21 protein-coding genes are annotated in these 19,974 nt (G+C 71.4%); 9 read left to right on the top strand and 12 right to left on the bottom strand.

Annotated elements, in window-relative coordinates:
* The first annotated feature begins 21 nt into the window (after positions 1 to 21).
* Positions 22 to 1,179 (top strand): Mrp/NBP35 family ATP-binding protein, encoded by a 1,158-nt coding sequence (locus JIX55_RS33415; RefSeq protein WP_257566947.1) that lies wholly within the window; start codon positions 22 to 24, stop codon positions 1,177 to 1,179.
* Positions 1,180 to 1,335: 156 nt separating this feature from the next.
* Here JIX55_RS33415 and JIX55_RS33410 read toward each other — a convergent pair whose 3' ends face one another.
* The 3 genes from JIX55_RS33410 to JIX55_RS33400 all read right to left on the bottom strand — a co-directional run bounded on the left by JIX55_RS33410 (position 1,336) and on the right by JIX55_RS33400 (position 4,645).
* A complete protein-coding gene (locus JIX55_RS33410) occupies positions 1,336 to 2,013 on the bottom strand; it encodes a hypothetical protein (protein WP_257566946.1) in 678 nt (225 codons plus the stop codon).
* A 283-nt stretch (positions 2,014 to 2,296) separates the two neighbouring features.
* Positions 2,297 to 2,752 carry a sec-independent translocase gene (locus tag JIX55_RS33405; protein WP_257566945.1) on the bottom strand — a complete coding sequence of 152 codons (456 nt, stop codon included), beginning with the start codon at positions 2,750 to 2,752 and terminating at the stop codon, positions 2,297 to 2,299.
* Between the two features lie 234 nt (positions 2,753 to 2,986).
* Positions 2,987 to 4,645 carry a trypsin-like peptidase domain-containing protein gene (locus tag JIX55_RS33400; protein WP_443046739.1) on the bottom strand — a complete coding sequence of 553 codons (1,659 nt, stop codon included), beginning with the start codon at positions 4,643 to 4,645 and terminating at the stop codon, positions 2,987 to 2,989.
* Here JIX55_RS33400 and JIX55_RS51555 point away from each other — a divergent pair.
* Positions 4,608 to 4,871: a hypothetical protein gene (locus JIX55_RS51555; protein ID WP_443046772.1), complete on the top strand. Its 264-nt coding sequence runs from the start codon at positions 4,608 to 4,610 to the stop codon at positions 4,869 to 4,871. The genes JIX55_RS33400 and JIX55_RS51555 overlap by 38 nt on opposite strands.
* Before the next feature lie 1,077 nt (positions 4,872 to 5,948).
* On the opposite strand, the gene JIX55_RS33395 is transcribed toward JIX55_RS51555, so the two are convergent.
* Together JIX55_RS33395 and sigE are read right to left on the bottom strand one after the other, a co-directional pair.
* Positions 5,949 to 7,130, bottom strand: coding sequence for an anti-sigma factor family protein (locus tag JIX55_RS33395; protein ID WP_257566944.1), 1,182 nt, complete (start codon positions 7,128 to 7,130; stop codon positions 5,949 to 5,951).
* Positions 7,127 to 7,828: an RNA polymerase sigma factor SigE gene (gene sigE, locus JIX55_RS33390; RefSeq protein ID WP_257550870.1), complete on the bottom strand. Its 702-nt coding sequence runs from the start codon at positions 7,826 to 7,828 to the stop codon at positions 7,127 to 7,129. Before sigE ends, JIX55_RS33395 begins: the two co-directional genes overlap by 4 nt.
* A gap of 263 nt (positions 7,829 to 8,091) precedes the next feature.
* Here sigE and JIX55_RS33385 point away from each other — a divergent pair, with 263 nt between their 5' ends.
* Complete coding sequence (locus tag JIX55_RS33385) at positions 8,092 to 8,793, top strand: O-methyltransferase (RefSeq protein WP_306820129.1); 702 nt, start codon at positions 8,092 to 8,094, stop codon at positions 8,791 to 8,793.
* A gap of 106 nt (positions 8,794 to 8,899) precedes the next feature.
* On the opposite strand, the gene JIX55_RS33380 is transcribed toward JIX55_RS33385, so the two are convergent.
* Positions 8,900 to 9,067 (bottom strand): DUF3117 domain-containing protein, encoded by a 168-nt coding sequence (locus JIX55_RS33380; protein ID WP_003966491.1) that lies wholly within the window; start codon positions 9,065 to 9,067, stop codon positions 8,900 to 8,902.
* 374 nt (positions 9,068 to 9,441) lie between these two features.
* Here JIX55_RS33380 and JIX55_RS33375 point away from each other — a divergent pair, with 374 nt between their 5' ends.
* Complete coding sequence (locus JIX55_RS33375; RefSeq protein WP_257566943.1) at positions 9,442 to 10,245, top strand: enoyl-CoA hydratase/isomerase family protein; 804 nt, start codon at positions 9,442 to 9,444, stop codon at positions 10,243 to 10,245.
* A 55-nt stretch (positions 10,246 to 10,300) separates the two neighbouring features.
* On the opposite strand, the gene JIX55_RS33370 is transcribed toward JIX55_RS33375, so the two are convergent.
* Both JIX55_RS33370 and JIX55_RS33365 read right to left on the bottom strand, forming a co-directional pair.
* Positions 10,301 to 10,888: a DNA-3-methyladenine glycosylase I gene (locus JIX55_RS33370; protein ID WP_306820054.1), complete on the bottom strand. Its 588-nt coding sequence runs from the start codon at positions 10,886 to 10,888 to the stop codon at positions 10,301 to 10,303.
* A complete protein-coding gene (locus tag JIX55_RS33365) occupies positions 10,885 to 11,235 on the bottom strand; it encodes a DivIVA domain-containing protein (protein WP_257566942.1) in 351 nt (116 codons plus the stop codon). The genes JIX55_RS33370 and JIX55_RS33365 overlap by 4 nt, the downstream gene beginning before the upstream one ends.
* A gap of 119 nt (positions 11,236 to 11,354) precedes the next feature.
* On the opposite strand from JIX55_RS33365, the gene folP reads away from it, so the two are divergent.
* Complete coding sequence (folP, locus tag JIX55_RS33360; protein WP_257566941.1) at positions 11,355 to 12,215, top strand: dihydropteroate synthase; 861 nt, start codon at positions 11,355 to 11,357, stop codon at positions 12,213 to 12,215.
* A 143-nt stretch (positions 12,216 to 12,358) separates the two neighbouring features.
* On the opposite strand, the gene JIX55_RS33355 is transcribed toward folP, so the two are convergent.
* Positions 12,359 to 13,117, bottom strand: a complete 759-nt coding sequence (locus JIX55_RS33355; RefSeq protein ID WP_257566940.1) for a TIGR00730 family Rossman fold protein — start codon at positions 13,115 to 13,117, stop codon at positions 12,359 to 12,361.
* Positions 13,118 to 13,221: 104 nt separating this feature from the next.
* The gene (dapE, locus tag JIX55_RS33350; protein WP_257566939.1) at positions 13,222 to 14,301 is read right to left on the bottom strand and encodes a succinyl-diaminopimelate desuccinylase; all 1,080 of its coding nucleotides are present in this window, start codon (positions 14,299 to 14,301) and stop codon (positions 13,222 to 13,224) included.
* Positions 14,302 to 14,417: 116 nt separating this feature from the next.
* Between dapE and JIX55_RS33345 the strand changes: the two genes are divergently transcribed.
* A complete protein-coding gene (locus JIX55_RS33345) occupies positions 14,418 to 15,428 on the top strand; it encodes a heavy metal transporter (RefSeq protein ID WP_443046585.1) in 1,011 nt (336 codons plus the stop codon).
* A gap of 335 nt (positions 15,429 to 15,763) precedes the next feature.
* Positions 15,764 to 16,177: an ATP-binding protein gene (locus JIX55_RS33340; protein ID WP_257566937.1), complete on the top strand. Its 414-nt coding sequence runs from the start codon at positions 15,764 to 15,766 to the stop codon at positions 16,175 to 16,177.
* Between the two features lie 103 nt (positions 16,178 to 16,280).
* Here the strand turns inward: JIX55_RS33340 and JIX55_RS33335 are convergent, their stop codons facing one another.
* Positions 16,281 to 17,381: a bifunctional succinyldiaminopimelate transaminase/glutamate-prephenate aminotransferase gene (locus JIX55_RS33335; RefSeq protein ID WP_257566936.1), complete on the bottom strand. Its 1,101-nt coding sequence runs from the start codon at positions 17,379 to 17,381 to the stop codon at positions 16,281 to 16,283.
* Between the two features lie 177 nt (positions 17,382 to 17,558).
* Complete coding sequence (gene fdxA, locus JIX55_RS33330) at positions 17,559 to 17,876, bottom strand: ferredoxin (protein WP_005480604.1); 318 nt, start codon at positions 17,874 to 17,876, stop codon at positions 17,559 to 17,561.
* A 140-nt stretch (positions 17,877 to 18,016) separates the two neighbouring features.
* Between fdxA and JIX55_RS33325 the strand changes: the two genes are divergently transcribed.
* Positions 18,017 to 19,069: a GNAT family N-acetyltransferase gene (locus JIX55_RS33325; RefSeq protein ID WP_257566935.1), complete on the top strand. Its 1,053-nt coding sequence runs from the start codon at positions 18,017 to 18,019 to the stop codon at positions 19,067 to 19,069.
* A 17-nt stretch (positions 19,070 to 19,086) separates the two neighbouring features.
* A complete protein-coding gene (locus JIX55_RS33320) occupies positions 19,087 to 19,938 on the top strand; it encodes a transglutaminase-like domain-containing protein (protein WP_257566934.1) in 852 nt (283 codons plus the stop codon).
* The last annotated feature ends 36 nt before the right edge of the window (positions 19,939 to 19,974 follow it).

Here is a 19,974-nt window from a genome sequence, read left to right as displayed (position 1 = left end):
ACTAGTAGCGAAGGAAGACCGATGGCTGTCCATGAGCCGGGTTCCACCCCTACGAGTGACGCCGTGCACGCAGCGCTCGCGACGGTGAACGACCCCGAGATCAACCGCCCCATCACCGAACTCGGGATGGTCAAGTCGGTGGAGATCGGTGCGGACGGAGCGGTCGCGGTCGCCGTGTACCTGACGGTCTCCGGCTGTCCCATGCGCGACACGATCACCCAGCGGGTGACCGAGGCGGTCTCGCGGGTCGAGGGCGTCACCCGCGTCGACGTCGAGCTCGACGTCATGAGCGACGAACAGCGCAAGGAACTGGCGACCGCGCTGCGCGGCGGCCAGGCCGAGCGCGAGGTCCCGTTCGCGAAGCCGGGCTCGCTCACGCGCGTGTACGCCGTCGCCTCCGGCAAGGGCGGCGTCGGCAAGTCCTCGGTGACGGTGAACCTGGCGGCGGCCATGGCGGCCGACGGCCTCAAGGTCGGTGTCGTCGACGCCGACATCTACGGCCACTCCGTGCCCCGCATGCTGGGCGCCGACGGCCTCCCCACCCAGGTCGAGAACATGATCATGCCGCCGTCCGCGCACGGCGTGAAGGTCATCTCGATCGGCATGTTCACCCCCGGCAACACCCCCGTCGTCTGGCGCGGCCCCATGCTCCACCGCGCCCTCCAGCAGTTCCTCTCGGACGTCTACTGGGGCGACCTGGACGTCCTGCTCCTCGACCTCCCGCCGGGCACGGGCGACATCGCGATCTCGGTGGCCCAACTGGTCCCGAACGCGGAGATCCTCGTCGTCACGACCCCGCAGCAGGCGGCGGCCGAGGTCGCCGAGCGCGCCGGCTCCATCGCCGTGCAGACCCACCAGAAGATCGTCGGCGTCGTCGAGAACATGTCGGGCCTTCCGTGCCCGCACTGCGACGAGATGGTCGACGTCTTCGGCACGGGCGGCGGCCAGTCCGTCGCCGACGGCCTCACCCGCACCACCGGCGCCACCGTCCCGGTCCTCGGCAACATCCCCATCGACGTCCGCCTCCGCGAGGGCGGCGACGAGGGCCGCCCCGTCGTTCTCTCCGACCCCGACTCCCCCGCCGGCGCCGCCCTCCGAGCCATCGCGGGCAAGCTGGGCGGCCGCCAGAGGGGCCTGTCGGGCATGAGCCTGGGAATCACCCCGCGGAACAAGTTCTAGGACGCCTGGCGAAGCCGGGGGACGCTTCTCAGGGGCGCGGGGAACCGCGCGACAAGCCACGACACACCCGCACCCCAGAGAACGCCCCAGGGCCCTACGGCGGAAAGGGGCACCGCATCAACACGGTGCGGTGCCCCTTCGGCTTGGCTCAGTCCTCTACTCGGCGGCGTAAGAGGCAATGTCCTTGATCATGGCGAAGCCCAGGCCGTACGCGCTCATCCCTCTCCCGTACGCACCCACGTGCACCCCCTCGGAGGTCGACCCCGCGAGCACCCACCCGAACTCGGACTCGCGGTAGTGGAACGACGTAGGCACCCCGTCCACGGGCAGGGACAACGTCGACCAGTCCGACCCGGCGAGATCGTCCGCCAGAACCCACGCCGTCTCGGTCTGCTGGTCCAGCCAGTCGTCCCGCAGGGAGTGGTCCAGTTGCCCGGGCCAGGTGAAGGACAGCAGCCCCACGCCCGCCAGCCAGGCCGCCGAGGAGACCGACGTGGCCTCCAGCACGCCCGTGCCGTCCGCGCTGCGCCGTACGTCGTTCGCGGCGACGGTCACCACGACCGCGAACCGCTCCTTGACCTCGTCGTCCGCCCCGGCGGTGAACTCGTTGCGCACCGAGGGCTCGTCACCGTGGCCGATCGAACCGTGCTCGACCGCACCTTCCGCCGACGTACCCACCTGCATCAGCCAGCGCGGCCCCGTGAAGGCCTCGTCGAGGCCGTACCACGGGAAGGGCGCCAGCAGGTAGCCGTCGACCGTGCGTCGGGCGGAGGGGACCTGTTGTCCACCCTCCGCGGCCGACGCCTGCGCGCCTACCCGACTCGTCGTCTCCATCTGCCCGGACGCCTCCTCGCTCTCGGCGGACCGGAGCGGCCCGCCCCCCTCGGGCGTCGTCGCTCGCTCTCGTACGGTCCGCACAACAACTGGGCAGCATAGCCACAGCTCTCCGAGCAGCAGGGCAAGCGCCCGGCGCGTAGGACGGCGTACGGGCCGGTTCAGGCCCTACGAGGGTGCGTGACGGTATGAATCGCATCACGTACGGGGGTGCGGCGGCACACGGGCGTACGGCGCTGAAGCGCAGGCCGGAGGCGGTACGGACGGCGACCGGGCGTACGGCTCAGGTGGCGTCCATGTCGTACGGCGGACGCTCTTCCAGTTCGAGCTTCTCGCGCTTCTTGGACATGTCGACGGCGCCGCCGGAGGAACCACTGGACTCGGCGCCGGCAGAAGAGGACGACGAGGACTCGGACTCGCGGTCGTGGACCACGTCCGTGAGCTCGGCCATCTCCTTCTTCAGATCGAAGCCGTTGCGGATCTCCTTCAGCCCCAGGTCGTCGTTGTCCATCTGCTTGCGGATGAACGTCTTGGGGTTGAGGTCCTCGAACTCGAAGTCCTTGAACTCCGGGCCCAGTTCGCTACGGATGTCCGCCTTGGCGCTGTCCGAGAACTCGCGGATCTTGCGGATGGTCCGCGTGACGTCCTGGATCACCTTCGGGAGCTTGTCCGGACCGAAGACGAGCACGGCGAGGACGGCGAGCGTCACCAGCTCGAACGTGCCTATGTCATTGAACACCTGAAGCTCCTTGCGATGTCCTCGGTCCCGTTCTTCGGGCCTCGGCAGGTCCTCCGTGGTCCGGGCCGGATCCACGGTACCCGGCGATCCTGTCGATCCGGTACCGTCAGGCGGCTTCCGACCACCTCCGCGCGTCGGGTTTTCCCAGCTGTTTGCCTGGCAGGAGGGGGTGCGGGACCCCCTCCTGTGAAGTTGCTGTCAGTGCGCGGGGCCGTCTCGGTCGCCCTCGGTCGGTCAGCCGCCGTCGGACGATCCGAGGGTCAGGGTGACCGTCTGTTCCTTGCCGCCACGCAGGAGGGTGAGCTCCAGGCGGTCGCCGGGCCGGTGGGCGCGGACCTTGACGATCAGCTCGTCGCCGGAGTGGACGCGCTGCCCGTCGACCTCGGTGATGACGTCACCCGAGCGGATGCCTGCCCGGTCGGCCGGGCCGCCCGCGGTCACCGCGGACCCGCCGCCGCTGCCCTCGTCGCCGATGCGGGCACCGTCGCCCGAGTAGTCCATGTCGAGGGTGACGCCGATCACCGGGTGGGTCGCCTTGCCCGTGTTGATCAGTTCCTCGGCGACGCGCTTGCCCTGGTTGATGGGGATCGCGAAGCCGAGCCCGATCGAACCCGCCTGTCCGCCGTCCGACTCGGATCCGCTGCCGGCGGACCGGATGGCGCTGTTGATACCGATCACCCGGGCCTTGCCGTCGAGGAGCGGGCCACCGGAGTTGCCCGGGTTTATCGGCGCGTCGGTCTGCAGGGCGTCCACGTACGACACGTCGCTGACGTCACCGCTCTCACCGCCGGCCGTGATGGGCCGTTCCTTCGCGCTGATGATGCCGGACGTGACGGTGTTGGCCAGGTCGAAGGGGGCGCCGATGGCGACGACCGGGTCGCCGACCCGGACCTCGTCCGAGTTGCCGAGGGGCAGCGGCTTGAGTCCGCTGACGTCGGACACCTTGACGACGGCCAGGTCGTAGCCGGTGTCCCGGCCGACGATGGTGGCCTTGGCGGTCTCGCCGCCGCTGAACGTCACCGAGATGTCGCCGCTCGTGCCGGCGGGCTCGACGACGTGGTTGTTCGTGAGGATGTGGCCCCGCTCGTCGAGCACGAATCCGGTGCCGGTGCCCTGCGCGCTCGCCCCGCTCACATGAAGCGTCACGACGCTGGGCAGCGCGCTGGCGGCGATCCCGGCGACACTGTCGGGCGCCCGCCCCGTCACGCCATCACTGGCCTGCGGCAGCTCGACCTCCCCGACCCCGCCGTTCCGCTCCAGATAAGCGCCCACGGCCCCGCCGATGCCTCCGGCCACGACGGCGATCAACAAGGCCCCGACCAGCAGCACCTTCACCCGTCGCCGACGCCGCCGCACGACATCGGCCGCCCCGGCCCCGTTCTGCTGCAACGACCCCGACCCGGCCCACGGATCGTAATTCCGCCAGGGCGCCTGCGGGACGGCTTGAGGGGCGTCCGCGAAGACCGGTCGCGCCGGATCCGCGTAGGCGGCCGACGTGGGCCGAGCCCCGTCCGCATACGGAGGCGGCGCACCCTGGGCCGAGTCCCCGAAGGGCGGAGGCCCCGGCTGAGACGGGTAGGCGTAGGAGGCCCCTGGGGGCTGAGCCGCGTCCGGGTACGGAGCTGCGGCGGGCTGGGGGGCCTCCGAGAAGGGAGCTGCGGGAGGTTGGGAAGCGTCAGGGTACGAAGCCGCCGCAGGCTGGGCGGCCTCCGGAAACGCGCCCGCTGCCGGCTGTGACGCCTCTGGGAAGGGAGCTGCCGCAGGCTGAGCGGCCTCAGCGTACGAAGTCGCCACGGGCTGGGGCGCTTCCGGATACGGGGCCGTTGCCGGATACGGGGCCGCCCCTGGCTGAGGTGTGTCCGGATACAGGGCGGCCGTCGTCGGCCGAGGCATGGTCGGCGGCACGGCGGTGCCATCGGCCGGGGGCACCAGCGAGGGCTGGGGTGCCGCCGAGGTCGGTTCCGCAGGGGCCGGGGCGGCGGCCGAGGGTGCCCCGGCATGCGTCGGACCACCGGCCGAGGTGGCCCCGGCATGCGTCGGAGCCCCCTCGGAGGTCGCCCCACCGTTCGTCGGCGCCCCGACCGACGCGGGCACGCCGTGCGTCGGTGTCGCCGACTGAACGTTCGTGCCGTGTGCGGGAGTCGTCGCCGGGTGCTGGACCGGCGGAGCGGGCGCCCAGGGGCCGGGCTCGCCGTACGGCGGGGTGCTGTAGGGATCGGGGTCATGCAGCGGCTTGGGGCGCTCGGAGGACCCTCCAGGGGCGCCCAGGGCGCTCGTCTCGCCCAACGACTGCGCGTCGGCGACACCGGTGGCGGCCACGGCGGTGGCTGCGGCACCGGCAGAACCGGACAGGCCTGGCTGACCTGTGCGTTGGTCCGCCGCCTCGGGAACCACTCCCCCGGGAGCCCCGGCCTCGGCAGTCGGCACCTCGCGCACCGTCGGCCGAGTCGTTTCACCAACCCCGGCCGCCTGGGCCGCCGTGCCGTTCTTCTCCAGCCCCGGCCCCGCGGTCGCCTCATCGGAAACCGGCGAACTCACCTCACCGGCGGCTCCGTTGCCGTACTCCAACCCAAGGCGAGTGGTCACCTCACCGGAAGCCGACGAACTCACCCCGCCGGCCCCTCCGTTGCCCTGCCCCAACCCAAGCCGCGTGGTGGGCTCTCCCAACGGCGACGAACTCGTCCCGGCCACTCGTGCGTCGCCCACTTCGGCAGCCTGGGCCTCGGCCGCACCACCACGACCCGCATCCACCGACGCCGGTCGCTCCAGCTCGAAGTCGCCATCCGTGCCCGTGTCCACCGTGGAGCCAGAACGGAGCGGGGCCTCGGCAGCCGGCCGGGCCAGTTCGAAGTCGGTGCTGGTATCGGTCGCGGCGTCAGCCCCGCCTGGGGCAGGCGCCGTCGCCGGTCGCTCCAACTCGAAATCGCCGTCAGCGTTTTCCCCGCTGACCCCCTCCGCGGGCATCCCGGTGTGGTCCCCCGTCGCCCCGGCCCCCGCGCCGTGCGCTCGGGGCCGGCTCCACCATTTCGCCTTCGTGGGCTTCCCCTCGTTCATGTTCTCCCCACACCTAGGGCCTGTCCCAAGGACCGGCCCGCCGCCCACCGTTCGCCGAGTGCCGCAGGCCGGAACCGGCCCGAGCGGGCACGGCCCACTCTGGATTCAACCAGGTTCGCGGGCCGGCGCGCAGAACTCGGGGTCAGCGGAGGACGGGCGAGGTGGGTGTGGGAGACGAGGTGGTGTTGGGAGCCGTCAGCAGGCCCGGTCCCGCGAGCTCGGGCGCCGGAGACCAGCCGGTCAGTTGGAGCGGCGGTACGGCGGTGAGCGGACGTATGAGCGGGGACATGACGGCGGCACCGGCCAACACGGGTGTGGTCAGCGGGTGTACGGCCTGACGGTCCTGGCCGACCGGAGCGGGGACTCCGGGCAGCAGGGGCGCGGAGATCTCCGTCGGGGCGACGGGCACCGCCCCGGTGGACTGGCTCTGTCCGAGCAGCGGCCCGACGGCTCCCCTGCGGCGCTGCGACTCGGGGGACGGAACCGTCCCCGAAGCCTGTGTACGCAGCGGTGTGACATTGCTGCCGGATCCGGAGCCGCCCCGGGCCTCCGCCGTCTCGACGGGCGCCCCGCTGGTCACGCCGCCGAGGGCGATCGCGGCCAAAGACACCGCGCCGGCCGCCACGAAGGCGAAGCGCATGCCGCGCGAGGCCGAACGCTCGGCCTCCTGCCGGCTCACGTCATGGATCCGAAAGCCACGGTCACCCGTGACTCCGCGGTCGTCGGCGGCTCTCTCCTCCCGGTCCGCGCCGGCGTCCGCACCCCCGGAGAGGTCGCGTCCGCCGCTCAGAAAGCCCCGGTCGCCCAGCGCCCCGCGGTCACCGAGAAAGCCGCGCCCGCTTAGAAAGCCTCGGTCACCGAGGAACCCCCGGCCGCCGAGCAGTCCGCGGCCCTCCGACGGCGTCAGCGCGCCGTCGTGTGGTCCCGACGGGAGATATCCGAAGGAGTCGCGGCCGGGTCCGAAGACGCCGAAGTCGGCGAAGTCCCGGGAGTCGGAGGGGTCGACGGGCAGGCCCTGCCCACCGGCCGCACCACCGAGTCTTCCTCCGAAGCCACCGGGCAGCGGCGAGCCGCCGTCGGTGTCGCCGCCCGCCGGGAGCATCTGGAGCCGGGCCAGAAAGCTCTCGGAGGGAGGCGGCGGGGCGGCCTCCGCGAAGACGTTCTTCAAACGGCGCTGCTCGTCCGCCGCCACCTTGCACTTCGCACAGGTGGCGAGATGTGCCAGGACGCGGTCGCGCGCCTCATGACCGAGCTCTCCGTCGACGAGGGCGGAAAGACGGTCTCCCAGATGCTGCTCAGCGGGGGTAGGCCGGGATCCACTCACGCGGTCGCGCCCCCTCCTCCCAGCACGGGCACCCGCGGCACCGTGAACCCGCGGCGCTGCTCGGCCCGGGCCTCCGGGGAGCGGTGCGCCAGGGCCTTGCGGAGCTGGGAGCGGCCGCGGTGGATCCGGGAGCGGACCGTGCCGAGCTTGACGCCCAGGGTCGCGGCGATCTCCTCGTACGACAGTCCTTCGATGTCGCAGAGGACGACGGCGGCGCGGAACTCGGGCGCGAGAGTGTCGAGGGCCTGCTGGACGTCGGCGTCGAAGTGCGCGTCGTTGAAGATCTGCTGCGGGGTGGGCTCGCGGCTGGGCAGGCGCTCGGCCGCGTCGTCCCCGAGGGCGTCGAAGCGGATGCGCTGCTTGCGCCGGACCATGTCCAGGAAGAGGTTCGTGGTGATGCGGTGCAGCCAGCCCTCGAACGTGCCGGGCGTGTACGTCGACAGGGAGCGGAAGACGCGGACGAAGACCTCCTGGGTGAGATCCTCGGCGTCGTGCTGATTGCCGGTCAGACGGTAGGCGAGCCGGTAGACGCGGCCGCTGTGGGTGCTGACGATCTCCTCCCAGGTGGGCGGAGTCCACGCCTGCGCGTGCGCGTCCGTGGTGAAGGTCGCGGTCTGTGCGACGTCGGCGTGGCTGTGGTCAGCAGTGTCGTTCACGGATTTCGGCCTGCCTGCCGATCCGAGAAAGCGCCGCAGCACTCCTCCCCGATCCACAGGCGCAGCCGCACCTCCCCTGTCGGCTCTGGTGGTGTCCAGTGGAGCCCCTACCATAGCCACCTCGCCCGTTAGCTCCGGATAAGCGGTTTTACGAGAAATTGATGTGCGCTGCTGCGGCTCATATGACTGATGCGGCTCATATGGCTTTGTCAGCACCTGCACCTGCGCCTGTTCGTCGGACCGATCCATCCCGTGCCCCCGTCGCTGCCCCCGTCACTCACTCATCCCTTTAAACGACCGGTCCCATCAGCAGGTTCCCGACGGCAACGGATACAGTCACGCCCAGGCAACCACGGGGACATAAGGAGAGGGTCATTACCGGCAACCGGCTGACGAGCTGGGCGTTCGCCGACGCCTTTGTCGCCGAGGACGACGCGCTGCGCTGGGCCCGCGACCGGGCCCGGGACGCAGGGCTGCGCTCGGTGTCGCCCGGCACGGGCGCCGCGCTGCGGGTGCTCGCCGCCACCGTGGACGCGAAAGCGGTGGCGGAGATCGGAACCGGGACCGGTGTCTCCGGGATCCATCTGCTGCACGGTATGCGGGCGGACGGGGTGCTGACCACCGTGGATCCGGAGCCGGATCACCAGCAGTTCGCCCGGCAGGCGTTCCGCGCGGCCGGCTTCGCCAGCAACCGCGCGCGCTTCATCCCGGGCCACGCCCTGGACGTACTGCCCCGGCTCGCGGACTCCGGGTACGACCTGGTCTTCTGCGACGGCGACCGGCTGGAGTGCCTCGACTACCTCGCTGAATCGTTGCGCCTGCTCAGGCCCGGTGGCCTGGTCGCCTTCGAGGGCGTCTTCGCCAGCGGCCGCACGGTGGACTCCAACCCCCAGCCGACCGAGGTCATACGCCTGCGGGAGCTGCTGCGCACGGTCCGCGAGAGCCCCGAACTCGTACCGTCCCTGCTCCCGGTGGGCGACGGCCTGCTGTGCGCCGTCAAACGCTGACGGACACCCCCGGATCCGCCCCCTGCACACCCCCGTACAACAGCGCCCCGGCACCACCGAGTGCGGCGGTGCCGGGGCAGCTGAAAGGGTATGGTCGCTACGCGCGTCAGCCGACGACCTTCTTGAGGGCGTCGCCGAGGGCGTCGGCCTCGTCCGGGGTCAGCTCGACGACTAGCCGACCGCCGCCTTCGAGCGGAACGCGCATGACGATGCCCCGCCCCTCCTTGGTCACCTCGAGCGGGCCATCGCCCGTCCGCGGCTTCATGGCCGCCATGCTCGTACCCCTTCCTGAAACCAGCTCATCGCCAAAGCCGACGGCCCTGGAGGGCAGGCGCGGGCCCACCTGGGGCACGCGACACCGGCATCGAACACATTGCTTCCAGGCCATTATCCCGCATCTCATGACCCGATGACCAACATCAGTCGGCATCGCTTGGGCAACGCGCGCGAGCAAAACCACTCAATTCGGCGATGTGACTGCGATACTGCGCCACCGCACGGTCCCGGGTCGGTGCTCGGCCATTGGTGATTCTTTGACGCAGGTCACATGTCCGGCCCCCGCCGTCACCCGTGAACTCCGCCATGCTGTGCTGTGACGAGGACGTACTGACCAGTACGCCGGAGCCGCGACACCGGAGGGGAACCACCATGGCCGACACCGTGCTCTACGAGGTGCACGACGGGCTCGCGACGATCACGCTGAACCGCCCCGAGGCGATGAACGCGCTGAACATCGCGACCAAGGTGGCCCTGAGGGAAGCCGTGGAGGCCGCCGCCGGGGACGACGCCGTACGGGCCGTGCTGCTGACCGCCGCCGGGGACCGGGCGTTCTGTGTGGGTCAGGACCTCAAGGAGCACATCGGGCTGCTGATCCAGGACAAGGAGACCGGCTCCCGGCAGACCATGACCACCGTCCGCGAGCACTACAACCCCGTCGTGAAGGCCCTGACCGGTATGGCGAAGCCCGTGGTGGCGGGCGTGAACGGGGTCGCGGCCGGGGCCGGCTTCGGCTTCGCGCTCGCCGCGGACTTCCGTGTCGTCGCCGACACGGCCTCCTTCAACACGTCGTTCGCCGGGGTCGCACTGACCGCCGACTCGGGGATCTCCTGGACCCTGCCGCGCGTGGTCGGCCCCGGCCGGGCCGCCGACCTGCTGCTCTTCCCACGCAGCATCAACGCGCAGGACGCGTACGAGCTGGGGATCGCGAACCGGGTCGTGCCGGCGGCGGCACTGGCCTCGGAGGCGGCGAAGGTCGCTCGCGCCTTGGCCGACGGGCCGACCGTGGCGTACGCGGCGCTGAAGGAGTCGATGGCGTTCGGGCTCACGCATTCTCTGGAGGAGGCTCTGGAGAAGGAGGACGAGTTGCAGACGCGGGCGGGGTCTTCGGAGGATCACGGGATCGCCGTGCAGGCGTTCGTGAACAAGGAGAAGCCGAAGTACTCGGGCCGCTGACGGTCCGTGGGGAACTGCGGGCCGGATCTGGTTGATCGCGCAGTTCCCCGCGCTCTTAAGGGGCGCTCCTGGCCACGCATGCCTCCAAGTGGTCGTCGACCAGACCGCACGCCTGCATCAAGGCGTACGCCGTTGTCGGGCCGACGAAGCGGATGCCTCGCTTCTTCAGGGCCTTGGAGAGGGCTGTCGACTCTTCGGTGACCGCCGAAACGTCGGCGAGGGTCCTGGGGACGAGACGGGTGGCCGGGTCGGGGGCGTGGGACCAGATCAGCTCGTCCAGCTCGCCCGGGGTCCACTCGGAGAGCACGCGGGCGTTGGCGATCGTCGCCTCGATCTTGGCTCGGTTGCGGATGATGCCGGGGTCGGCGAGGAGGCGTTCCTGGTCGGCTTCCGTGAAGGTGGCGACCGAGGCGATCTTGAAGTCGGCGAAGGCGGAGCGGAAGCCCTCGCGGCGGCGCAGGATGGTGATCCAGGAGAGACCGGACTGGAAGGCCTCCAGGCAGAGCCGCTCGTACAGGGCGTCGTCGCCGTGGATGGGGCGGCCCCACTCCTCGTCGTGGTACGCGACGTAGTCGTCGGTGGACAGGGCCCAGGGGCAGCGGAGTGCGCCGTCGGGGCCGGCGAGGGCGGTGCCGTCGCTCACTGGTGGTCGCCCTCCTCCGGCTTGTGCAGCGAGGTCACGGTCGCCGCGCGGGCGCCCGCGAGCGCGGACTCCAGGTCGGCGATACGGGCGTCCCGCTCGGCGATCTCGGCGCTGAGGCGGCCTAGGGCGTCGTCCACGTCCACCATGCGGTAGCCGCGCACGGCGACCGGGAAGCGGAGCGCCTCGACGTCCGCGCGATTGACCGGGCGGTCCGCCGGCAGCGGGTCCTGGAGCCGCTCGCCCGCCGCCTCCGGCAGTGCCGCGCTGTCGCCGCCGCCCACCAGGGCGAGCGTCACCGCGGCGACCACGACGGCGAGCGCGACGACCAGGAACAAGAACATGAACATCGCTGGGTCCCCTCGAGTGTGTTCTGCTCCGATCGTGCCATGCGAGTCTGACAGTTAAGGTCGCAGGCGGTTCAGCAAGGCGGTCGGTCAGCGGCACGTACTGGGAGAGGTCACAGCGGATGCTCAGGCTGGGCAAGCGGGAATTCGGCCCGCACGAGCCGGTGATCATGGCGATCGTGAACCGGACTCCGGACTCCTTCTACGACCGGGGGGCCACCTTCCGGGACGAGCCGGCGCTCGCGCGCGTGGAGCAGGCCATCGCCGACGGCGCCGCCATCATCGACATCGGCGGGGTGAAGGCCGGGCCCGGGGAGGAAGTGACCGCGGCGGAGGAGGCGCGGCGGACCGTGGGGTTCGTCGCGGAGGTGCGGCGGCGGTTTCCCGACGCGATCATCAGCGTCGACACCTGGCGGCACGAGGTCGGCGAGGCCGTCTGCGAGGCCGGGGCGGATCTGCTCAACGACGCGTGGGGCGGGGTCGATCCCCGGCTCGCGGAGGTGGCGGCGCGGTACCGGGTGGGGCTGGTGTGTACGCATGCCGGGGAGTCCGAGCCTCGTACGCGGCCGCATCGCGTCGAGTACGACGATGTCATGGCCGACATTCTTCGGGTGACCGTCGGGCTGGCGGAGCGGGCGGTGGCGCTGGGGGTGCCTCGGGAGTCCGTCATGATCGACCCCGGGCACGACTTCGGGAAGAACACGCGGCACAGTCTTGAGGCGACGCGGCGGCTGGGGGAGATGGTCGCGACCGGGTGGCCGGTGCTGGTGTCGCTGTCCAACAAGGACTTCGTGGGCGAGACGCTGGACAAGCCGGTGAAGGAGCGGGTGCTGGGGACGCTGGCGACCACTGCGGTGTCGGCCTGGCTGGGGGCTCAGGTGTATCGGGTGCACGAGGTCGCGGAGACCCGACAGGTGTTGGAGATGGTGGGGTCCATTGCGGGGTATCGGGCGCCTGCCGTTGCCCGGCGGGGGCTGGCCTAGTCGCTTTTCTCGCCCCCGCCGCCCCTACCCGTCCCATCCCGAGGGGCTGCGCCCCTTCGCCCCCGCCTGTTTCCGTTCGTTGTGGTTGCTCGCGCAGTTCCCCGCGCCCCTAAAAGCAGGGGCGCGGGGGGGGAACCCGGGAGTTAGCGGCCCGCCTCCTTCGAGACCAGGGCCACTGCCTCGTCCACGTCGTCCGTGACGTGGAACAGGGTCAGGTCCTTTTCCGCTGCCTTGCCCTCGGCGATCAGGGTGTGGGTGAGCCAGTCGATCAGGCCGCCCCAATAGGACTCGCCGAAGAGGACGATGGGGAAGCGGGTGACCTTCTGGGTCTGGACGAGGGTGAGGGCCTCGAAGAGTTCGTCGAGGGTGCCCAGGCCACCGGGGAGGACCACGAAGCCCTGGGCGTACTTGACGAACATCATCTTCCGGACGAAGAAGTAGCGGAAGTTGAGGCCGATGTCGACGTAGGGGTTGAGACCCTGTTCGAAGGGGAGCTCGATCCCGAGGCCGACGGAGATGCCGCCCGCTTCGAGGGCACCCTTGTTGGCCGCCTCCATCGCGCCCGGACCACCGCCGGTGATCACGGCGAAGCCGGCCTCCACCAGACCGCGGCCGAGCCGGACGCCCGCCTCGTACTCCGGCGAGTCGGCGGGCGTACGGGCGGAACCGAACACGCTGATCGCGGGCGGGAGTTCGGCGAGCGTGCCGAAGCCCTCGATGAACTCGGACTGGATGCGCAGGACGCGCCAGGGATCCGTGTGGACCCAGTCCGAGGGGCCGCCCGCGTCGAGCAGCCGCTGGTCCGTCGTGCTCGCCTGCACCTGGCCGCGTCTGCGCAGCACCGGCCCCAGCCGCTGCTCCTCCGGTGGCTGCTTCTTGCCCTCGGGGTTGCCGGTCGCCATGTCCGCTCCCTCCGCCGTGCTGGTGGTTCACCTCAGCGTAGATCCATGCGGGTTACGGAGGGGGGACGCGAGCGTGTCCGCCATGAACCGCGGCCCCGGACACTTCATGCCGTCAGCCAGGACCTCAGGCGCTCCTCGCCCACCAGGATCTTCGCCGGGTCCACCCGTTCGTCGCGCCTGTGTGCCAGGTGCGGGTTGCCCGGGCCGTAGTTGACGGCCGGGACGCCGAGGGCGCTGAAGCGGGAGACGTCCGTCCAGCCGTACTTGGGCTGGGCGGTGCCGCCGACCGCCTCGATGAAGGCCGCGGCCGCCGGGTGGGACAGGCCGGGCAGTGCGCCGGGGCTGTGGTCGTCGACGAGGAACTCCTCGACCCCGCAGTCGGCGAAGACCTCGCGGACGTGGGCGATGGCCTCCTCCTCCGTACGGTCGGGCGCGTAGCGGAAGTTCACCGACACCACGCACGCGTCGGGGATGACGTTGCCGGCCACGCCGCCCGAGATGCCGACGGCGTTCAGGCCTTCCCGGTACTCCAGGCCGTCGATCACCGGGTAACGCGGCTTGTACGACGCCAGCTTCGCCAGGATCGGGGCCGCCGCGTGGATGGCGTTGGAGCCCATCCAGCTGCGGGCCGAGTGGGCGCGCTCGCCCTTCGTCGTGAGCAGGACCCGCAGGGTGCCCTGGCAGCCGCCCTCGACCTCGCCGTTCGTGGGCTCCAGGAGGACCGCGAAGTCGCCCGCCAGCCACTCGGGGTGGGCCTCGGAGACGTGCTTCAGGCCGTTCAGGTCCGCGGCGACCTCTTCGTTGTCGTAGAAGACGAAGGTCAGGTCGCGGTTGGGGGCCGGGACCGTGACCGCGATCCGCAGCTGGACCGCGACGCCGGACTTCATGTCGCAGGTGCCGCAGCCCCACAGGACGCCGTCCTCGTCGAGGCGGGAGGGAACGTTGTCCGCGATGGGGACCGTGTCGATGTGGCCGGCCAGGATCACGCGCTCCGCGTGGCCCAGGTTCGTACGGGCGACGATGTTGTTGCCGTACCGGTCGACCGTGAGGTGCGGCAGGGCGCGCAGGGCGGTCTCGATCGCGTCCGCGAGGGGCTTCTCGGTGCCGCTCTCGGAGGGGAAGTCGACGAGCTGCGCGGTCAGCCGCGCGGCGTCCAGCGTGAGGTCAATGGGGGTCTCGGCCATGCCCCGACCCTAACGCGCCGCCCGGACCGGGCCGCCCGGCGAGCGGATTCGGTCACCTCCCACCACTGTTCACAACTCCTGCACGTCGGCCGTTACTCTCCAGTACCTTGGACCGCGTGTCAGAGCCGTACCCCTTCCCCTCAGGTCCCCGCCCCCGCCGCCGCGGCCATCGTGTGCTGCGTGTCATGGCGGCGTTCGTCGTGCTGGTCGCGATCGCGGCGTATCTCACCGTGCAGTATCTGACCGGGGGAAACGGCACACCGCGGTGCGTGGTGGTGTCGGGAGCGGACGACGGGACGTCGTACGAGTTCACGCCCGAGCAGGCGGCGAACGCGGCGACGATCTCGGCGGTCGGCACCTCGCGCGAGCTGCCCGAGCGGGCCGTGACGATCGCGCTGGCGACGGCGCTCCAGGAGTCCGGTCTGCGCAACATCGCGCACGGCGACCGGGACTCTCTCGGGCTCTTCCAGCAGCGGCCGTCGCAGGGCTGGGGCACCGAGCAGCAGATCCAGGACCCGGTGTACGCGGCGGGCGAGTTCTACGAGCACCTCGTCAAGGTCGACGGCTACGAGGCGCTGCCGCTGACCGTCGCCGCCCAGCGCGTGCAGCGCAGCGGGTACCCGGAGGCGTACGCCAAGCATGAGCCGGATGCCACGCTGCTCGCCGCCGCGCTGACCGGGCGGTCGGCGGCCACGCTGACCTGTGAGGGCCGCCGGGAGACGACCGGCGCCCGCACGGCCTACGCGGGCGGCCCGGACGCCGTGCGCAATGCGCTCGCGCGGGACTTCGGGGACGGCGCGTTCGAGGCGGCCGGGGCCGTGGTGAGCTCCGAGGACGGCGCCTCCGCCCAGGCGAGCCCGCCCCCCAGCCCGACCGTCTCCCCCGTCGCCGGGACCGTCACCATTCCCCTCAGGGACGCCGGGGACGAGAACGAGGTCCGGCAGCGCGGCTGGAAGATGGCGCACTGGGCCGTGGCCAACTCCTCCCGTCTGGGCGTCGAGCGCGTCTCGTTCGCGGGCCGGGAGTGGGTCGCCGAGAGCCGGGCCGGCGCGTGGCGTGCGGTCGAGGGCACTGCGGGCGACGCGGCGGGCTCCCCCACCGAGGTCCGAATCGTCACTGGACAGTAGGCCTCGCGGCTCACCCGCGCGGGGTACCTGCGGCGCGGCGCGTGGACGGGGTGCGCAGGTTTTCGCCCCGTCACCCTCGCCTCGCGGAATTCCTTGAGAACAAAGGGCCGTAAGGATTCAGCAGACTTTCCGACCGGGTCACATATGCCCGCTTTCGTCGGCATTTGATAATGCGACGCATTGCCAACTCTTTACGTCTGGCCGCCGCAACCTTCGCGGACTTCGAGCGGTAGTCACTGCGTCCGAGCCCGGAACGATCGATTCGACATCCACTCGACGGTCAACTCCCGGGCACGGTCGGACACTTCAACGTTCTCTTCCGTCAAAGGAGCACCATGTCCCTCCCCCTGACCCGCCGGATCGCCCGTGCCGCGCTGCTGACCGCAGCGGGAGCGGCCTCCGTGGTCGGTGCGGCCGGCTCCGCGAGTGCGGCGCCCGAACTCCCGGCCACCCCCAACCTCGGCGGTCTGTCCGCCGTCGACGGGGCGAACGCCGGCAACACCGTGGACGGCGCGACGCAGAACGTCACCGGGCTCGCGGGCGACGCCGGTGGCAAGGCCGCCAAGCAGACCCTGCCGACCGTGAGCAAGACCGGCGGGAAGGCCGTCAAGAAGACGACGCCCGTCGCGCAGAAGGCCGCCGGGGAGGCCGCCGGCTCCGCCGGCGCCGTTCTGGGTGACACGACCAAGACGGCCACCAAGGGTGGGGTGCCGACGGGGCAGCTGCCGGTTCAGAGCCCGCTCGGCTGACACCTGGCCGAACCGCGAAGGGGTCCGGGGTTTTCCCGGGCCCCTTCGGGTTTTGTGCAGCCGGCCCTTCGCTTCGTGCCGTGCCCGGCGCTGTCGGCTGCGGCTAGCCCTGGGCCAGGCGTTCCACCGCTGCTGCCACCCTCTCGTCCGTCGCCGTGAAGGCCACGCGGATGTGATGGTCGCCGGCGGGGCCGTAGAAGTCGCCGGGGGCTACGAGGATGCCGAGGTCGGCGAGGTGGGCGACGGTGGTCCAGCAGGATTCGCCTCGGGTGGCCCAGAGGTAGAGGCTGGCTTCGCTGTGTTCTATGCGGAAGCCGTGCGAGACGAGAGCCTCGCGGAGGGCTGTGCGGCGGGCGGCGTAGCGGGCGCGTTGTTCGTGGACGTGGTCGTCGTCCCCGAGCGCGGCGACGACGGCGGCCTGAGTGGGGGCGGAGGTCATCATGCCGCCGTGCTTGCGGATCTGGAGGAGGGGGCCGAGGACGGCCGGGTCGCCGGCGAGGAAGGCCGCGCGGTAGCCCGCCAGGTTGGACCGCTTCGAGAGGGAGTGGACGGCGACGATGCCCTCGTACGAGCCGCCGTTGACGTCCGGGTGGAGGACGGAGACCGGGTCGGCGTCCCAGCCCAGCTCCAAGTAGCACTCGTCCGAGAAGAGCAGGACGCCGTGCTCGCGGGCCCAGGCGACGATCCGGGTCAGCTCGGCCTTGGGGATGACCTTGCCGGTGGGGTTGGAGGGCGAGTTCAGCCAGAGGAGCTTGAGGCCGGCCGGGTCCAGGGCCGTCGGGTCGGCGAAGTCCTCGTGGTCGGCGCGGGCGAGGCGGGCGCCCACCTCGTACGTCGGGTAGGCGAGGCGCGGGTAGGCGACCCGGTCGCCGGGGCCGAGGCCCAGCTGGGTGGGGAGCCAGGCGACCAGTTCCTTGGAGCCGACGATCGGCAGGACGTGGTGGTGGGTGACGTCGCGGGCGCCGAGGCGGCGCTCCAGCCAGCCCGTGATCGCGTCGCGCAGTTCGACGGTGCCCCAGACGGTCGGATAGCCCGGCGAGTCCGCCGCGGCCACCAGCGCTTTCTGGATCAGCTCGGGCACCGGGTCGACCGGGGTGCCGACGGAGAGGTCGACGATGCCACCGGGATGAGCGGCTGCCGTCGCCTTGTACGGCTCCAGCTTGTCCCAGGGGAAGGTGGGAAGGCGGTCGCTGACTGCGGACACGGGATCTGGCTCACTTTCTCGTACGTACGTTCCCGAGCGGCGGGTCGGACGCGTACGTACCGCTCGTACGGCGAACGCCTCGGTCCCGTACGGCGATCATGGTGATCGGGCCGTACGGGACCGAGGCGGCGCGGATGCGGGCCGCAGGGGCCGTGCCCCGGGCCCGCGGCGTCGCTCTCAGGCCTGCGGCGGCAGTGCGGCGACGAAGGGGTGGTCGCGCTCGATCAGGCCGAGCTTGCTGGCACCACCGGGCGAGCCGAGCTCGTCGAAGAACTCGACGTTCGCCTTGTAGTAGTCCTTCCACTCCTCCGGGGTGTCGTCCTCGTAGAAGATCGCCTCGACCGGGCACACCGGCTCACAGGCACCGCAGTCGACGCATTCATCCGGGTGGATGTAGAGGGACCGCTGGCCCTCGTAGATGCAGTCGACCGGGCACTCCTCGATGCACGCCTTGTCCTTGACGTCGACACAAGGCTGCGCGATGACGTAGGTCACGCTGTCGTTCCTCCTCGATAGGGCGCTGGCGGGCCTCCTCAGGCTCCGCCGCCTGGCGCGCGGGAGCGCGGCGTCGTCGATGCCCGCACCTAGTATCTCCGTTCCTGGGCATGATCCGAACAGGAGGGGTGAACTGACCTGTGGAAATCTCTGCCGGCGGACGGTTCGAGATCCGTGTCTCCGCTGCTGACGTGGGCAAACGCGTGTCCGTGCGACGTGTCACCGACGATGCCGCCGGGGGTGGGAAATTCACCGACACGGTTGGTGTTCTCACATCATGGGACGACGGTGTCCTGCTGATCACCCGTCGCGACGGAGAGCGGGTGCGGATCGAGGAGTCGTCGCTGGTCGCGGGGAAGGTCGTGCCCGCCGCGCCCGCCCGTCGGCGCGGCCCCGCCGCCTCGTACGAGGAACTGGCGCACGTCTCCGCGCGGGCCTGGCAGCCGGTCGAGCGGGAGCGGCTCGGTGAGTGGGAGCTGCGGGCCGCTTCCGGCTTCACCCGGCGGGCCAACTCGGTGCTGCCCCTGGGCGACCCCGGCATGCCCCTCGACGAGGCCCTGAGGGCCGTACGCGCCTGGTACGCGGCCCGGCAGCTGCCCGCGTACATACAACTGGCCACGGGCGCCGAGGGCACCCAGGAGCTGTTGTGCGCCGAGGTGGCGGAGCGCGGGTGGGTCCGGGAGGTCACCGCCGAGCTGTGGATCGGGGCGCTCGCGCCGGTCGCGGACCGGGAGGCGGCCGGGGTCGAGCTGTCCCGCGCGGCGGACGAGGCGTGGCTCAGCCGCTACCAGCGCAAGGGCGTCAGCGAGGTCGCGCTGAAGGTGCTCGGCAGCGGGCCCTCGGTGTGGTTCGCGACGGTGCCGGGCGCCGAGGGCGAGGGGCCGGCCGCCATCGGGCGGTGTGTGGTGGACGGGCGCTGGGCCGGTTTCGCGGCCGTGGAGGTCGATCCCGGCCGACGGCGGCGTGGGCTCGCGACGACGGTGGTGGCCGCGCTGGCGCAGCGGGCGTTGGACGAAGGGGCCTCGGCGGGCTGGTTGCAGGTGGAGACGGACAACGTGGGGGCGCGGGCGTTGTACGGGGGGATGGGGTTCGCGGTGCATCACTCGTATCACCACTATCGGGGGCCCAAGGGCGCCGGTCCCGGCACCGGCTCCGGTGGCGGCTCCGGTTCCGAGCCGTATCGATCGTCATGAGCGGGCACCACCCTGTTATGGCAGCCCCACAACCCCCCGAGCCGGAGCGGGCCGCTGAGGTGCGGCGGCTTTTCGCCGAGGAGGCGCGGGCCGAGCGGCCCGACCTGGCCCTGTTGTGCCTGCTGGTGGGGGCGGCGGGCGACGGGGAGCTGGACGAGGCGGGTATCGACGCCGCCGAGATCGAGCTCGACCGGCTGGCCGGGCTGATGCCGTACCGGCCCGGTGGGCCCCGTGCGTGGGCGGACGCGACGGCCGAGCTGCTCGGGGATCGGTGCGGGTTCCGTGGCTCCGCCGGCGACTATCAGCGGCTGGAGTCGTCGCTGCTGCACCAGGTGCTCGTACGGCGGCGGGGGCTGCCGATCCTGTTGTCGGTGGTGTGGATGGAGGTGGCCCGGCGGGCGGGTGCCCCCGTGTACGGGGTCGCGCTGCCGGGGCACTTCGTGGTGGGGTTCGGGCCGCGTGAGCAGCAGGTGCTCGTCGATCCGTTCGACGGGGGGCGGGTACTGAGCGGAGGCGATGCGGAGTTGTTGGTGGCGGGGGCGACGGGGGCTCCGCTGGATCCCGGGATGCTCACTCCGGCCGATCCGTTGGATGTGGTGCTGCGGATTCTCAACAACGTGCGGGCGTGGGCCGCCGCCCGGCCCGAGCGGTCGGATGTCGCGCTGTGGGCGGTGGAGTTGTCGTTGGCGTTGCCTTCGCATCCGGCGCGGTTGCGGTACGAGTGGGCGCGGTTGCTTGTGCAGCGGGGGGAGTTCCTGCGGGGCGCCGGCGAACTGGAGGCTTACGCGGATGTGATGGGCGCGGTTGATGAGGGTGCCGCGGAGAGGATGCGGAGGCAGGCTCAGGCAGCTCGGGCGATGCTCAACTGACCCTTCGGGTCGGCTGCCCCGGACCCGCTGCCGCGA

The sequence above is a fragment of the Streptomyces sp. DSM 40750 genome (assembly GCF_024612035.1).
Taxonomy (GTDB): domain Bacteria; phylum Actinomycetota; class Actinomycetes; order Streptomycetales; family Streptomycetaceae; genus Streptomyces.
This window is presented reverse-complemented; position numbering and strand designations above follow the sequence as displayed.

What these genes read in the sequence shown, in the direction of transcription:
- JIX55_RS33410 (WP_257566946.1), bottom strand. Translation starts at nt 2,013, where the DNA reads ATGGAGACGACGAGTCGGGTAGGCGCGCAGGCGTCGGCCGCGGAGGGT.
- JIX55_RS33380 (WP_003966491.1), bottom strand. Translation starts at nt 9,067, where the DNA reads ATGGCGGCCATGAAGCCGCGGACGGGCGATGGCCCGCTCGAGGTGACC.
- JIX55_RS33340 (WP_257566937.1), top strand. Translation starts at nt 15,764, where the DNA reads ATGTCCCTCCCCCTGACCCGCCGGATCGCCCGTGCCGCGCTGCTGACC.
- JIX55_RS33320 (WP_257566934.1), top strand. Translation starts at nt 19,087, where the DNA reads ATGGCAGCCCCACAACCCCCCGAGCCGGAGCGGGCCGCTGAGGTGCGG.
- folP (WP_257566941.1), top strand. Translation starts at nt 11,355, where the DNA reads ATGCTCAGGCTGGGCAAGCGGGAATTCGGCCCGCACGAGCCGGTGATC.
- dapE (WP_257566939.1), bottom strand. Translation starts at nt 14,301, where the DNA reads ATGGCCGAGACCCCCATTGACCTCACGCTGGACGCCGCGCGGCTGACC.
- JIX55_RS33365 (WP_257566942.1), bottom strand. Translation starts at nt 11,235, where the DNA reads ATGTTCATGTTCTTGTTCCTGGTCGTCGCGCTCGCCGTCGTGGTCGCC.
- JIX55_RS33400 (WP_443046739.1), bottom strand. Translation starts at nt 4,645, where the DNA reads ATGCCTCGGCCGACGACGGCCGCCCTGTATCCGGACACACCTCAGCCA.
- JIX55_RS33415 (WP_257566947.1), top strand. Translation starts at nt 22, where the DNA reads ATGGCTGTCCATGAGCCGGGTTCCACCCCTACGAGTGACGCCGTGCAC.
- JIX55_RS33375 (WP_257566943.1), top strand. Translation starts at nt 9,442, where the DNA reads ATGGCCGACACCGTGCTCTACGAGGTGCACGACGGGCTCGCGACGATC.
- JIX55_RS33355 (WP_257566940.1), bottom strand. Translation starts at nt 13,117, where the DNA reads ATGGCGACCGGCAACCCCGAGGGCAAGAAGCAGCCACCGGAGGAGCAG.